Annotated in this window: 10 protein-coding genes; 6 read left to right on the top strand and 4 right to left on the bottom strand. The window is 64.9% G+C overall.

The window, feature by feature from the left end:
• Positions 1-15: 15 nt before the first annotated feature.
• Positions 16-1,485, bottom strand: coding sequence for a form I ribulose bisphosphate carboxylase large subunit (locus EIP75_RS19185; protein WP_125244901.1), 1,470 nt, complete (start codon positions 1,483-1,485; stop codon positions 16-18).
• Between the two features lie 107 nt (positions 1,486-1,592).
• Between EIP75_RS19185 and EIP75_RS19190 the strand changes: the two genes are divergently transcribed.
• From EIP75_RS19190 to EIP75_RS19205, 4 genes are all read left to right on the top strand, one after another.
• Positions 1,593-2,609, top strand: coding sequence for a LysR family transcriptional regulator (locus tag EIP75_RS19190; RefSeq protein ID WP_125244902.1), 1,017 nt, complete (start codon positions 1,593-1,595; stop codon positions 2,607-2,609).
• Between the two features lie 84 nt (positions 2,610-2,693).
• Positions 2,694-3,878 carry an acetyl-CoA C-acyltransferase family protein gene (locus tag EIP75_RS19195; protein WP_125244903.1) on the top strand — a complete coding sequence of 395 codons (1,185 nt, stop codon included), beginning with the start codon at positions 2,694-2,696 and terminating at the stop codon, positions 3,876-3,878.
• 240 nt (positions 3,879-4,118) lie between these two features.
• Positions 4,119-4,979, top strand: a complete 861-nt coding sequence (locus tag EIP75_RS19200) for a PEP-CTERM sorting domain-containing protein (RefSeq protein ID WP_125244904.1) — start codon at positions 4,119-4,121, stop codon at positions 4,977-4,979.
• Between the two features lie 265 nt (positions 4,980-5,244).
• Positions 5,245-6,060 carry a PEP-CTERM sorting domain-containing protein gene (locus EIP75_RS19205; protein WP_199758654.1) on the top strand — a complete coding sequence of 272 codons (816 nt, stop codon included), beginning with the start codon at positions 5,245-5,247 and terminating at the stop codon, positions 6,058-6,060.
• Between the two features lie 167 nt (positions 6,061-6,227).
• On the opposite strand, the gene EIP75_RS19210 is transcribed toward EIP75_RS19205, so the two are convergent.
• From EIP75_RS19210 to EIP75_RS19220, 3 genes are read right to left on the bottom strand one after another with little or no spacing between them, the layout of a single operon-like run.
• A complete protein-coding gene (locus EIP75_RS19210; RefSeq protein WP_125244949.1) occupies positions 6,228-9,311 on the bottom strand; it encodes an efflux RND transporter permease subunit in 3,084 nt (1,027 codons plus the stop codon).
• Positions 9,311-10,504, bottom strand: a complete 1,194-nt coding sequence (locus EIP75_RS19215) for an efflux RND transporter periplasmic adaptor subunit (RefSeq protein ID WP_125244906.1) — start codon at positions 10,502-10,504, stop codon at positions 9,311-9,313. Before EIP75_RS19215 ends, EIP75_RS19210 begins: the two co-directional genes overlap by 1 nt.
• Positions 10,501-11,247, bottom strand: coding sequence for a CerR family C-terminal domain-containing protein (locus EIP75_RS19220; protein WP_158622916.1), 747 nt, complete (start codon positions 11,245-11,247; stop codon positions 10,501-10,503). Before EIP75_RS19220 ends, EIP75_RS19215 begins: the two co-directional genes overlap by 4 nt.
• Before the next feature lie 103 nt (positions 11,248-11,350).
• Here EIP75_RS19220 and EIP75_RS19225 point away from each other — a divergent pair, with 103 nt between their 5' ends.
• Positions 11,351-12,229, top strand: a complete 879-nt coding sequence (locus EIP75_RS19225) for an alpha/beta fold hydrolase (RefSeq protein ID WP_125244908.1) — start codon at positions 11,351-11,353, stop codon at positions 12,227-12,229.
• 365 nt (positions 12,230-12,594) lie between these two features.
• On the top strand, positions 12,595-14,652 hold the full coding sequence (locus tag EIP75_RS19230; protein ID WP_125244909.1) for a hypothetical protein: 2,058 nt from the start codon (positions 12,595-12,597) through the stop codon (positions 14,650-14,652).
• Positions 14,653-14,664: the final 12 nt, after the last annotated feature.

Genomic DNA, 14,664 nt, shown 5'->3' on the forward strand with positions numbered 1-14,664 from the left:
GTCCTCCTGCTGGTGTCACAGGCCCACGGACGGGGTCACGGCGTAATCGCTGGTGTCCGTCGAGGCATAGTTGAAGGTGATGTCGCCCCAGGTGTCCAGCGCCTGCTTGAGGGGGGAGCAGAACTGCGCCGCCTTCTGCAGGATCTGCGGGCCTTCGTGCTTGATGTCGCGGCCTTCGTTGCGGGCCTTGACCATGCACTCCAGCGCCACGCGGTTGGCCACGGCGCCGGCCTGGATGCCCTGCGGGTGCCCGATGGTGCCGCCGCCGAACTGCAGCACCACGTCGTCGCCGAACAGGTCGATCAGCTGGTGCATCTGGCCGGCATGGATGCCGCCCGACGCCACCGGCATCACCTTCTTCAAGTCGGCCCAGTCCTGGTCGAAGAACAGGCCGCGCGGCAGGTCCTGCCGGGTGATGCTTTCGCGGCAGACGTTGTAGTAGCCCTGCACCGTCATCGGATCGCCCTCCAGCTTGCCCACGGCCGTGCCGGTGTGCAGGTGGTCGCAGCCGGCCAGGCGCAGCCATTTGGCGATCACGCGGAAGCTCACGCCATGCGACTTCTGGCGGGTGTAGGTGCCATGCCCCGCGCGGTGCATGTGCATGATCATGTCGTTCTTGCGGCACCAGTTGGCCATGGACTGGATCGCCGTCCAGCCGATCACCAGGTCGACCATCACGATCACCGAGCCCAGGCTCTTGGCGAACTCGGCGCGCTCGTACATGTCTTCCATGGTGGCGGCCGTCACATTCAGGTAACTGCCCTTGACCTCGCCTGTCACGGCGCTGGCCTTGTTGACGGCGTCCATCACGAACAGGAAGCGGTCGCGCCAGTGCATGAAGGGCTGCGAGTTGATGTTCTCGTCGTCCTTCATGAAATCGAGCCCGCCCTTGAGGCCCTCGTACACCACGCGGCCATAGTTGCGGCCCGACAGGCCCAGCTTGGGCTTGGTGGTGGCGCCCAGCAATGGGCGGCCGAACTTGTCCAGCCGCTCGCGCTCGACCACCATGCCGGTGGGCGGCCCCTTGAAGGTCTTCACATAGGCCACGGGGATGCGGGTGTCCTCCAGGCGGCAGGCCTTGAGGGGCTTGAAGCTGAAGACATTGCCGATCAGCGAGGCCGTCATGTTGGCGATCGAGCCTTCCTCGAACAGGATCAGGTCGTAGGCCACCCACGCGAAGTACTGGCCGGGGTTGCCCGGCACCGGCTCGACCTTGTAGGCCTTGGCGCGGTAGGTGTCGCAGGCGGTCAGGCGGTCCGTCCACACCACCGTCCAGGTGGCCGTAGATGATTCGCCCGCCACCGCGGCGGCGGCCTCGATCGGGTCCACGCCCTCCTGCGGTGTGATGCGGAACAGGCACAGCACGTCGGTGTCCTTGGGCTGGTAGTCGGCATCCCAGTAACCCATCTGGCGGTACTTGAGCACACCTGCGCTGTAGCGCTTCTTGGCGTCCAGGATGACGCCCTCTTCGACTGGCTTGTTCATGTCGACCTCGCTGCAATGACTCGTTGAAGGGGTTGCGAATCAATGTAGGGAATCGGACAAATAAGGTAAATTCAGATTTTGTTTTGCCTTGATTAAGGAATTGCTTAATGAAGAGCGTGACTTTTCGGCAGTTGAGGGTCTACACGGAGGTCGCGAAGCACTTGAGCTTCAGCCGCGCGGCAGAAGCGCTGCACCTCTCGCCCCCCGCGGTGACCATGCAGGTGAAGGAACTGGAGGGCCATGTTGGCCTGCCGCTGTTTGAACGCCAGGGCAAGCAGGTGCAGTTGACGATGGCCGGCGAGTACTTCATCGTCTACGCCAAGCGGCTGATGTCTACGCTCAAGGATGCCGAAAACGTGATGGCGCGTTTCAAACGTGTCGAAACCGGTGTGCTCACGATCGGCCTGCTGAGCACCGCGGGCTATTTCCTGCCGTCGCTGCTGGCGCGCTTTCGGGCCGAGCACCCCGGCGTGGACGTGCGACTGGATGTAACGCGCGACCTCACCAAACTGCTGGATCGCCTGCACAGCAACGAGATCGACCTGGCCGTGATGGGGCGCCCACCGCGCGAATACGCCCTGCGCTCTGAGCCCTTCGCAGGGCACCCGATGGTGTTCGTGTGCACGCCGGGCCATCCGTTGCTGAGTGTGGGCCACCCGCCCCTGGAAGCACTGGTCCACTACCCATTGATCGTTCGCGAACTCGGCTCGGAAGTGCGCCACGCGCTGGACAACTACCTGCGAGAGCGCCGGCTGGCGCCGCGCATCGCCATGGAGATCCCCAGCAACGAGACCATCAAGGCCTCGGTGATGGCCGGCCTGGGCATCGGCTTCCTGTCGCTGCACGCCGTGGCGGCCGAACTGCGCGGAGGACAGTTGCAGATCATCGAGTTCGAAGGCACGCCCATCATGCGCACCTGGAACCTCGTGCACGAGGTATCGAAGGTGCTGTCGCCAGCGGCCGAGGCCTTCCGCTATCTGATGCTGGAACACGGCGAAACCTTGATCGCAGAACAGGCCTCGCAACTGCTCGGGCGGGGGCCCTCGCCAAGTCCCCTCGCTCCCGAGCAGCACACCCGCCCGTACCGCCTGGCGGGAGGGGAAACCCCCGCAGACGCGTCATAATCTGACAATCAACCAGACCAGATCTTTCCGGTCTTCCGGACAGGCCTGCACCACCCTCCCTAGCCACCTCCTGAAGGAACCAACATGACTCGTGAAGTCGTCTTCGTGGGCGCCGCCCGTACCGCCATCGGCACATTTGGCGGCTCGCTCAAGGACGTCCCGCCCGCCGATCTGGGCGCATTGGTGATCAAGACCGCCCTGGAGCGCGCTGGCGTGCAGCCCAAGGACGTGGGCCATGTGGTGCTGGGCAACGTGATCCCCACCGTGCCGCAGGATGCTTACATCAGCCGCGTGGCGGCCCTGAACGCCGGCGTGCCGCAAGAAACTCCCGCCTTCAACGTGAACCGCCTGTGCGGCTCGGGCCTGCAGGCCGTGGTGTCGGCCGCCCAGTCCATCCTGCTGGGTGACTGCGACGTGGCCATCGGCGCCGGTGCCGAATCCATGAGCCGTGGCGCCTACCTGGTCACCAGCAACCGCTGGGGCGCGCGCATGGGTGACGTCAAGATGCTGGACTTCATGCTCGGCGCCCTGCACGACCCGCGCAAGCACATCCACATGGGCATCACCGCCGAGAACGTGGCCGCCCGCTACGACATCACGCGCGAACAGCAGGATGCCTACGCCGCGCAGAGCCAGCAGCGCGCCGCCGCCGCCATCGAAGCCGGCTACTTCAAGGAACAGATCGTCCCGGTTGAACTGCAGACCCGCAAGGGCACCACGCTGTTCGACACCGACGAGCACGTGAAGGGCGACACCACCGCCGAAGTGCTGGCCAAGATGAAGCCGGCCTTCAAGAAAGAAGAAGGCACCGTGACCGCCGGCAACGCGTCGGGTCTGAACGACGGCGCCGCCGCCGTGGTGATGGCCAGCGCCGACAAGGCCAAGGAACTGGGCCTCAAGCCGCTGGCCCGCCTCGTGTCCTATGGCCACGCCGGTGTCGAGCCCGAGTACATGGGCATCGGCCCCGTGCCTGCATCGAAGGCCGCCCTGGCCAAGGCCGGCCTGACCGTGGCCGATCTGGACGTGATCGAGTCCAACGAAGCCTTTGCGGCCCAGGCCTGCGCCGTGTCCAAGGAAATGGGCTTCCCCAACGAGAAGACCAACCCCAACGGTTCGGGCATCTCGCTGGGCCACCCGGTGGGCGCCACCGGCGCCATCCTCGTGACCAAGGCGCTGTACGAGCTGCAACGCGTGAACGGCCGCTATGCACTGATCACGATGTGCATTGGCGGCGGTCAGGGCATTGCGATGGTCATCGAACGCATCTGACCATTCCGCCTCCCTCCGGCTCGAAGGAGCCGACCGAGAAGCCCGGCTGAGGTCGGGCTTCTTGCTTTCTGCACCGAACTTATGCGATCAACTCGTAACGATATACAACATAGAAGGAATTAAGGAATAGCCCGGAGTTCTAGCTGACATGTGATGGCTAATATGCAATAGCTGTAAAAAGCAAAACAGCATTGGGCACAGCATTGCCCTGCAACATCAATCTTCACACCGGGAAAAAACATGCGTTATTCAAGCAGGCTTCTCACAGCCATCGGCAGCCTCGTCACCATCGCTCTTTCCAGCACCCAGGTCCATGCGTCCACCTTCGTTGCGGTGAACACCACGGCACCCAACGGCATCGTGTTCACAGGAGGAGACTTCACGCTGAACACCTCTGCAGGGCTGCTTGACTTCCTCAACGTCCAGAAGGTGTCTGTTCAAGGCGTTGATCCCTCTGTAGTGACCGAAGCGCTGACCCCACATCCTGGCGGCATCACGCGCACCGCACTTTCCTTGACCAGCGTCGTGGACGGCGTCTGGGTTGACAGTTCCAGCGGCGCCATCACTGGCCTGTCATCCATCGGGGGCGTGACGTGGAATGCGCCCTTTCAGAACAACCTGTCTCACGGCGGCGTACTGTCCATCACCAATCTGCAGATCGACTTCCAGAGCCAACGCGTGTATGCGTCGCTCACCGGTGATTTCCGAGGTGTGGGCACGGCCGAGGGACATGCACCTTATGACAGCGAAGTCACGACCACGCTCAACAACTTCCACCTCTGGAGTTTTGGAAGCGTTCAAGGCAATCTGGCTGGCGGCATCGTGCCCGCACCGCTGAGCGGCCCTTACGTCAGCGGCATCCCGCCCTTCAGCCTCGGCGGCCTGACGATCACACAGCAAGGCTACGAGCATGTGGTCAGCGCGTTGAGGCTGTATGGCGCCGGAACATCGACGCTGCAGGCTGTCACCAACTACGGCAGCATCACCACGGCAGTGCCAGAGCCCGCCTCCATGTCCTTGCTGCTCTCGGGCCTGCTTGGTGTCGCATTCGCCACTGCGCGAACTCGTCAAAGTCGTGCGCGCCGCCCTGAAAAGGGCTGACAGACCCGTATTGCATCCAAGGCATGCCAGCGTATTTACCCTTATTACCCCCTCAATCGCACGTTTAAAAATGCATTGGTTCCCGTTACATAAGTAACGGCGGTAATTAAGGGTCAACAGCAGGTAGTCAGCCTCAAAACGCACCTTTAGGATGCGTCAGCCCTGTCGTCAAAGATTGGGTATTCGTGAAGGAGTACGCGGACGCCTTCACAAATCAAAGCAGGAAATCCATAAAAGGTCCGCTGTTAGAGATAGTGGAGAAGACATGCAATACACACTGAAGACCCTGGCCGCCGCCGCAGCCCTGACCATCGCCACCGCTGCCAGCGCTCAAACCACCACTCCGGTGGGCGGTTCGCTGACCCTGAACGGTCAAGCGTACCAACTGGACGGCGGCACGGGCACCCTGTCGTTCTCGTCCAGCCTGATCACCGCCCTGAACGTGGGCAAGATCGCTGTGACCAAGGTCGGCGACGCCACCGTCACGGAAACGCTGACGCCTCGTCCTCCCTTCGGCAGCACCCGTACCGGTGTCAGCGCCGCTGCTCCGATCACCGCCGTGACAACCGGCGCCACTGGCGAAGTGCTGTCGGTGGACACCACCGGTGGCGCTCTCCAGACCGCCAACATCCTGGAAGGCGTTTCCCTGGGCGGCACGCTGTCCGTGGCGAACCTGTCCGTGGATCTGACCAACAAGAAGATCTTCGCGTCCATCACGGGTGACTTCCGCGGCGTCGCCACCGGCGAAGCTGCTCCTTATGGCAGCGAAGTGCTGACCACCAAGGACAACTTCCACCTGTGGAACTTCGCCAGCATCAGCGGCCCCACCACCCTGAACGGCGCTGGCACCTATGCCAACACCATCAGCGGCCTGACCATCACGGCTGACGGCTTCAAGCACTTCGTCAGCGCTCTGCGCCTGGTGGATCTGGGTGTGTCGACGCTCCAAGGCGTGACCGACTACGGCACGATCAGCTCCACGATCAACGTGTCGGCTGTGCCTGAGCCTTCGACCTACGCCATGGCCATCGCTGGTCTGGCCCTGGTTGGCGTGGCTGCCCGCCGCGCTCGCAAGGCCTGATAGGTCTCAGCGTTCAGAGAACCCGCCCCGGCGGGTTGGCATGAAACGCAAGAACCGCCCTGGTTTCGGCCAGGGCGGTTTTTTCATGTGTGCATTGCCAGAGTGCCAGCCGACGTGGCTTGCGGAGAGATGCCCTGCAGCAGCGCCATCCCCACCCGCCTTCAACATCACACCGTGCTGCTCGAAGGCGATTCTCCTTTGCGTCTGACCAACCGGTGCGTCCAGTCGATCAGATCATCCACGAAGGTGAACACCACAGGAATGACCAGCAGGCTCAGGAACGTTGATGTGATCAAGCCCCCGATCACCACGATGGCCATCGGTGCGCGGAAGCTCGGGTCCACGCCGATACCGAGAGCGATCGGCATCATGCCCGCACCCATTGCGATGGTGGTCATGATGATTGGGCGTGCGCGCTTGTGGCAGGCATCCAGGATGGCCTCCCAGCGCTCCAGCCCATATTCCTTGCGCGCGATGATCACGTAGTCCACCAGCAGGATCGAGTTCTTGGTCGCGATGCCCATCAGCATGATCAGGCCGATCATCGACGGCATTGACAAGGCCGTCTGCGTGACGAACAAGGCAGCCAGGGCGCCTGGCACCGACAGCACCAACGCCGCCAGGATGGTGACCGGCTGCACGAAGTCCTTGAACAGCAGCACCAGCACCACGTAGATGCACATCACGCCCGTGAGCATGGCCAGGCCGAAGCTGGAGAAAAGCTCGGCCATGGCCTCGGCATCGCCCACGGTGGTGCGGATGATGCCAGGCGGCAGGGTCTGCAGGCTGGGCAGGGCCAGCACGGCTTTTTCCACCTCACCCAAGGGCTGCTGGTTGAGCTCGATTTCGAAGTTGATGTTGCGCAGGCGGTCGTAGCGGTTGATCTGGGCCGCACCGCCATCCATGCTGATCGCGGCGACGTTCTCCAGGGGCACCGGTCCACGTGCGCCGGGCACCGGCAGACGCGAGATCAGGCTGAGGTCTCCGCGCGCCGCTTCGGGCAGGCGCACCATCACCGGTACCTGGCGCTGCGACAGGTTCATCTTGGCCAGGCCCTGGTCGTAATCCCCTGCCGTGGCAATGCGCAGGGTGTCCGCGATGGCCACCGTGCTCACGCCCAGATCGGCGGCCCGTGCACTGTCGGGCCGCACGATCAGCTCAGGCCTGGTCAGGCTGGCGTTCGAGGTGACACTGCCGATGCCCGGGATGCCACGCAACTCACGCTCCACCGTGCGGGCATACTGGCCCAGCGTGTCGCCATCTTCACCCGCCAGCACCAGCACATACTTCTCTGAAGAGCCACCGAAGCCCACGGTCACGCGCGCGCCCGGAAGCACCTCCAGCGATTTGCGCAATTGGTTCTCGAGATCCTGCTTGCTCAACCCTGATCGTTCGCCGCGGTGCGTGAGGTTGAGGGTGAGGGTCGCCTTGTTGACCTGCCCCGCGCCTTGCGGCGCAAAGGGGTCGCCGCCCGAACTGCCGCCGCCGATGGCCGTGTAGATCATCTTGACGTGCTCATTGCGCTGCACGATTTCGCGGGCGCGCTCGGCCACATCACGTGTCTGCTCGAAAGTGCTGCCTGGCGGCAGGGACACACTGACCTGCGTCTGCGACAGGTCATCCGGCGGGATGAAGCCTGTCGGCAGGAAACCCGACAGCATGATGGAGCCGACCGTGAACACGAGCACCGCCAGCATGGTCCAGCCACGGTGGTGCAGGCACCAGCGGGCCCAGCCCAGGTACATGCGCATCCAGCCCGGATCGGCGTGATCACCCTTGGGTGGGCGCAGCAGATAGGCCGCCATCATGGGCGTGAGCATCCGCGCCACCACCAGCGAGAAGAACACCGCGATGGCCGCCGTCCAGCCGAACTGCACGAAGAACTTGCCAGGCACCCCGCTCATGAAGGCCGTAGGCAGGAACACGGCGATCAAGGTGAAGGTGGTGGCGATCACGGCCAGGCCGATCTCGTCGGCGGCCTCGGTGGCCGCCTGCAAGGGCGTCTTGCCCATGCGCAGGTGGCGCATGATGTTCTCGATCTCGACGATGGCATCGTCCACCAGGATGCCGACCACCAGCGACAGCGACAGCAAGGTCACGATGTTGATCGTGAAGCCGAAGATGTACATCACGCCGAAGGCCGGGATCACCGACAAGGGCAAGGCCGCAGCCGCCACCACGGTGGCCCGCCAGTCACGCAGGAAGAACCACACCACGATCACGGCCAGCACGGCGCCCTCGTAGAGCAGGTGCATGGAGCCCTCGTAGTTCTCCTCCACCGGGTCGACGAAGTTGAAGGCCTCGGTGATGGTGATGTCGGGGTTGGCCGCCTTGAGCGCATCCAGCGCAACGTGCACGCTGTCGGCCACCTCGACCTCGCCGGAGCCCCGCGCCCGGGAAATCTCGAAGCCCACCACGGGCTGTCCGTTCAGATAGGCCGCCGAGCGTTGCTCCGCCACGGTGTCGGTGACGGTGGCGATCTGGTCCAGGCGCAGGCGCCGCCCGTCGCTGAGGGTGATCTCCATCGCAGCCAGTTCATCGGCCGAATGCACGGTGGCGATGGTGCGCACCGATTGCTCGGCCCCACCCACCTCGGCACGCCCGCCGGAAGCCTCCTGCTGAATCTGCTGCAGTTGGCGCGACACATCGGCCACGGTGGCATTGAGGGACAACAGGCGTGCGGGATCAACTTCGACCCGTACCTCGCGAGACACACCGCCCACGCGGGCCACGGCGCCCACGCCCTTGGCGGCCAGCAGGGCCCGCGTCACTTCGTTGTCGACGAACCAGGACAGGGCCTCGTCGTCCATGCGCTTGGACGACACGGTGTAGGTGAGGATGGGCAGGCCGGAGATGTTGACCTTGGAGACCACCGGATCCCGCAGGTCGGCCGGCAGGTCGGCGCGCACACGGGAGATGGCATCGCGCACATCGTCGACGGCCTCCTGCGTGGGCTTCTCAAGCCGGAACTCGACCGTGATCACCACCAGGCCGTCCTGCACCTGCGTGTAGATGTGCTTGACCGCCTGCAAGGTGGCGATGGAGTTCTCCATCTTGCGGGCTACATCGGTTTCGAGCTGCGAGGGAGAGGCACCGGGCAGCGAGGCCGTCACGTTGACCGTGGGCAGGTCGATGTCCGGGAAGTTCTGGATCTTCATGCGCTCGAAGCCCATCAGGCCCACCACCGTGAGCATGATGAAGAGCAGCACCGCCGGGATCGGGTTGCGGATGGACCATGCCGAGACGTTCATCATGGCTGGCCTTTCTGCGCCGGGTTCGGCTGGTCGGCGTTCGATGCGGCAGAGGCTGGTGCGACAGGCACCACGCGCACGGTGTCGCCATCGGCCAGGAAAACACCGCCCGAGGCCACCACCTCGGCCTGAGGCGACAGGCCGCGCGTGATCTCGACGCGGTCCTGCACACGGCGGCCCACGCCCACCTTGGCCTGGGTGAGCTTGTGGTCGCTGCCCACGATGAAGACATAGTTGAAGCCATCGCGCAGCAGCACGGCCGACTGCGGGAGTGTCAGGCCTTCGGCACTGCCCAGGTCCAGCTTGCCGGTGGCGAAGCTGCCGGCACGGGCCCCTGCGCGCGCGGCCGCCTGGACAGGCAGATCCACATACACCAGGCCGTTGCGGGTGCTGGCATCGACCGTGGGCGCCACCATGCGCACCGTGCCTTGCATTTCCTGGCCGCCGGCAGGCGTCAGGTGCACTGGCAGGCCGGGACGCACGCGCAGCAGGTCGGCCGCAGGCACCTCGGCACGCCACTCCAGGCGGTGCTGCCGGATCAGGCGGAACAGTTCCTGCCCAGCCTGCACCACGGTGCCCACCGTGGCAGGACGGGCCGAGATGACGCCGTCATCGCTCGCGATGATCTGGGTCTGCGACAGACGCAACTCGTTGGATTGCAAGCTCGCCTTGGCCGAGGCGACCTGGGCTGCTGCGGTTTTCTCTGCGGTGTAGGCGCGCTGGGCCTCCTGGGCGCTCATCGCTTCGCTGGGCTGCAGCAAACGCGCGCGATCGCCGTTGGCCTTGGCCTCGGCCAGGTTGGCCTCGGCCTGGGCCACGTTGGCGCGGGCTGCATTGACCTCGGCCTCGACGGCATCACGCTGCAGCACGGCCAGCACCTGGCCACGCTTGACCACATCGCCCACGTTGACGCGGACCTCCATCAGGCGCAGGCCGGACAGCTCCGGTCCGACCACCGTTTCCTGCCAGGCCGCGATGGAGCCCGTGGCCGTGACCGTGGCCGGCCATTGCGAGCGCTCGGGTTTGACGGTGGACACACTCAAGGCGGGCCTGGGCGACGAAGCGCCATGCGCGACCGGTTTGCCCGGCTCGGATGCCCCATCCTTGTCACGGTGGCTCAGCAGGTAGACAGCACCTGCAACGAGCACCAGTCCGATGGCGCCCCATGCCAGCGTGCTTTTCTTCACTTTCATCTCGATGTCCTCTTCCTCAGTCGTTCGTGTGATGCGGCCCCGGGGCCCGGTGCCTCCAGCCGCATGCGCCGTTCATGTTCAACCAATGCCTCGCCATACCCCACCAGCCGCTCGAGCACGCGGTCCATGGCGCGCGTGCCCTTGAGCAGCGTCGGTGCCAGCACCTGCATGAACTCGCGAGACATGCCGTAGTCCTGCACCATGGCCACCAATGCGAAGGCCAGCTGGTGCAATGCATCATCGGCCTTGACCGCCCCCGCATGCCGCGCCAGAAGGTCCACCAATCGCTGGTGATAGGGCTGGATATGGCTGACCATCACGTCCTTGTAGTCCGGCGTGGGCTCGACCATCTCGCGCAGGTGCAGCCGCATCAGCCAGGTGGACAGCTCGTCCTGGCCCCAGGGGCACAGCAGGGCCGCCATGAAGCGGCGCAGCGATTCGCGCAAGGGCAGGCCCGGCTCGTCGAACTGGTTGAAGTCCTCCCCAAGGTCTTCCAGCGGCTTGCACAGCACCGCCCGGTACAGCCCGGCCTTGTCTCCGAAATAGTAGTGGATGGAGGCGACGTTCAAGCCCGCAGCATGGCAAATTTCGCGGGTCGACGCCTTGGCAAAGCCCTTGTCCGAAAAAATGCGGGTAGCTTCCCACAACAGGCGGCCACGCGCACGGGCGCCGCGCTCGGATGCGGCATCCTCGTCGACCGGGGTGTCTGGCACCTTAAAATCAAGCGCTTGCTTAACTTTCATGCGCCGCATGGTAGCGCATGCGCATGCCCATGGCAGACAAACCCCTTTCAGCCTGCCACGCGTTAGGATCATGGCTTACTTCGCGTTACGAACGACCGACACGATGCAGTTGATTGCCTGGTCCCATGACACCCGAGACGGGTTCACGTTGCGCGGTTGGCACACGCCGCCCTCCGGCAAACCGCTGATCCACTTTCTGCACGGCAACGGATTCTGCGGCCGCACCTACGAGCCCATGCTCAAGGCCCTGAGCCCTCACTTCGACCTGTGGCTCAGCGACGCGCAGGGCCATGGTGACAGCGACGCCGGCGAACGCTTCGTGGGCTGGAACCGCTGCGCCGAACTGGCGGTAGACGCCTTCAAGCATCACCTGCCCCTGTTCGGCCATGTGCCCACCTACGGGTTAGGGCACAGCTTTGGTGGCGTGCTCACCTGCCTGGCGATGGCCGACCACCCTCGCCTGTTCAAGCGCACCGTGCTGCTGGATCCGGTGCTCTTCTCGGCCACGATGGCCCTGGGCCTCACACTGGCGGAAAGCACCGGGCTGGCCAAGCACACGCCTCTGGCCCGCGCCGCGCTGCGTCGAAGGGTGCACTGGCCTGACAGGGCTGCCGCCATGGACGGCTTGCGCGGACGGGGCACCTACAAGGGATGGCGTGAGGATGCCCTGCAGGCCTTTGCCGACCATGCGCTCAAAGACATGCCGGACGGCGGCGTGGAGCTCAAGTGCAGTCCGGCGCGCGAAGCGGCCATCTTCAGCTCCGCCCCCGTGGGGCTGTGGTCCTCTCTGCGCCGTGTGCACACGCCGACCCGGCTGATCCATGCACACCACACGTTTCCATTCGTGGTGTCGTCGGCGCAGCTGTGGTCGGAGAGCAACCGGGCGGTGTCGGTCCAGCAGGTCGAGGGCGGGCATTGCTTCATGCAGGAGCATCCGGAGGACGCAGCCGAACAGGTTCGCGCTTTCCTGCTGGCTGATTGAAATGTCCAGGCTTTGAGCCTGCGACGGGGTTGAGCGCTTTATCGTGACAGCGCGGGGCGGGGTCTAAGGCACTCTGGCCTTTGACAGGCTGGCGTCTACCCGGGAGGCTCGGCTCCGCCTTCTCTCCGTGCGGCTGATCGGCACACCGCCCCGTGCTCTGTTGGCGGAGGCCATCCTCGGCCGCGCCGGCACCGACTGAAGCCTTCCCAGCCCCCCGCCGCTTGAGGCCATAATCGACGGCAAACGGGGACACCCATGGTCCATTGGCCACGGACGGACGCCTTCATGGCGCCACGACGACACGCCGGCGCACGGCATCCATGCATGACCCCGCACCCTCGGTCACGCTTCACCAGGAGCGCCTCATGCCCCCTCGTTCCATCGTCGGCAAGCTGCTGCAGAAGAAGCGCGTGAAGGACAACGCACCAGCAACCGCCCCCGTTCAGACCCCGGCCTACGTGCCGCCCACCGATCAGGTGCGCAGCGCCACGCTGCTGACCCGGCTGCGCGACCTCAGCGTCAAGGCCACCGCACAACACCTGAGCCTGGATGGCCAGCTCGAAGCACGGCGCACGGCCATTGCCCGGGCCCTCAAGGCCGATGACTACGACAACGCGGATGCGCTTTTGGACACGCTGAGCGCCGACCTCGACAAGGAAAGAGCCCGGGCACAGGCCAAGGCCGATTTCGACGCGGCAGTGGGCGACCTGCTCAAACCCAAGGGTGCCGTGGCCACCGCCAAGGCCCTGCCCACCCCCAGCCTGACCCTGCGCAGCCTGCGCCAGGAGTTGCTTGCCAAGGAGAAGGCCGTCAACGACTTGCTGCTGCCAGCCACACTCGACCACGCCGAGGCCACGCGCAGGTTGCCCCCGCTGGCAGCCGCAGCCAAGGCCTTGACCGAAGCCAAGGCCGCCTGGGACAAGCTCAAGGCAACCTGGGACCTCAAGGCAGGGGACCTGCAGGACGCCAAGGCCACACTGGCCACAACCCACGCGCTGGGCTCGCCCCAGGGCGCGGCCCTGGATGCACGGATGAAGGCCCTGGACAAGGCGGTCGCGGACGGCGACCTGCAAAAGGCCATCGATGCCCTTCCCACCTTGCGCGCGGACATCCAGGCGGCCCACCAATCGGCCACGGACCGCAAGGCCTGCGAAGACGGCTACGCCAAGGTGGCAGCCCTGAACAAGGAGGCCAGCCGCGTGCCTCAACTGACCGATGAGCTCAAGAAGCTCGCGCACAAGCAGCAGGCCGCCTGGACCGCCTTCAGGCAGGACTACGCTTGCGGCCACTATGCCGAGGCCTTGCTCAAACTGCCTCTGGTGCAAAGCACATCGCAGGATGTGATCAAGGGCGTCATGGGCGCGGCATCGCAGGTCCGGCCGGAGATCAGCCAGGGCCAGCAGGCCAAGGCCGAGCGCCAGCTGGCACAGCACAGCGAGAAAGACCGCAAAGTGCTCCAGGCCCTGCTGGACACCGCCCCCACGCCCAAGCACAAGCAGAACCTGCAAAAGGCCATCGCCTGTGGGCACAGCGCCTCGGACGTCGCCGCCTTCAACGCGCGCATCGCGGGCAAGGATGAACAATGGCTGCAGGACAACCTGCGCCTGGCTGCCACTTCTGAGGGCCACGGTGTCCAGCAGCAATGGGTGATGTCCTGCCAGGCCACCACCGTGCAGGCGGCCCGGGCCGAGGTCGACCCCATCTACGCCCTGAGCCTGCGCGACGCCTCGCCGCAACTGCACGAACTGATTCCACAGGACACCACCCGCCTGGCCACCGAGCAGAAGCAGATGCTGGAGTCGCCCTTGGAGGAAGACATCGACGCCACCCACCAGCAAGGTGTGACCCAGCGCTTGGCATCGGAATCACCGACCGATGCCGCGGCTCTGCAGACCCTGATCGACAACGCCGCGTCGAACTGGGAGAAGAACCGCGTGATGGAGGTGATCGCACGCCCGCAGAAGTACACGGCCGCCCAGATCGACAATTACTACAAGACCCACGTGCAGGGCAAGAATGCCGGGGGCAAGGCCGTCCACAAGGCGGATCAGAACAGCGCGAACAACCCCGGAAAGGGCCGCTTCGCGGTCGACCTGCTCAACCGGGAACAGGCCTCCACGGGTGTCAGATATGTCAACAAGTCCACCGACTCGACCAACCGCGATGCCGCGGTGGACGACGTGGCCACCGCCCTGGAGCAGGGCAAGGCCGTGCCACTGATCGTGGGCCAGCAGGATGGTGAGACCGCCCACTATGTGCTGGCGGTCAGCGTCCACCCCGGCCCCCCGAAGACCTTCTTCATCCATGATCCGGCCTCCGGCACCACGGTGGCCCGCACCGAAGCGCAGATGAAGAACAACCAGCTGGACCTGCCCTCGGGCTGGAACCGCCTGAACCAGTACGACAAGCCCACCGATGCCTGACCGTCGCCCTGC

The sequence above is a fragment of the Aquabacterium soli genome (genome assembly GCF_003933735.1).
Taxonomy (GTDB): domain Bacteria; phylum Pseudomonadota; class Gammaproteobacteria; order Burkholderiales; family Burkholderiaceae_C; genus Aquabacterium; species Aquabacterium soli.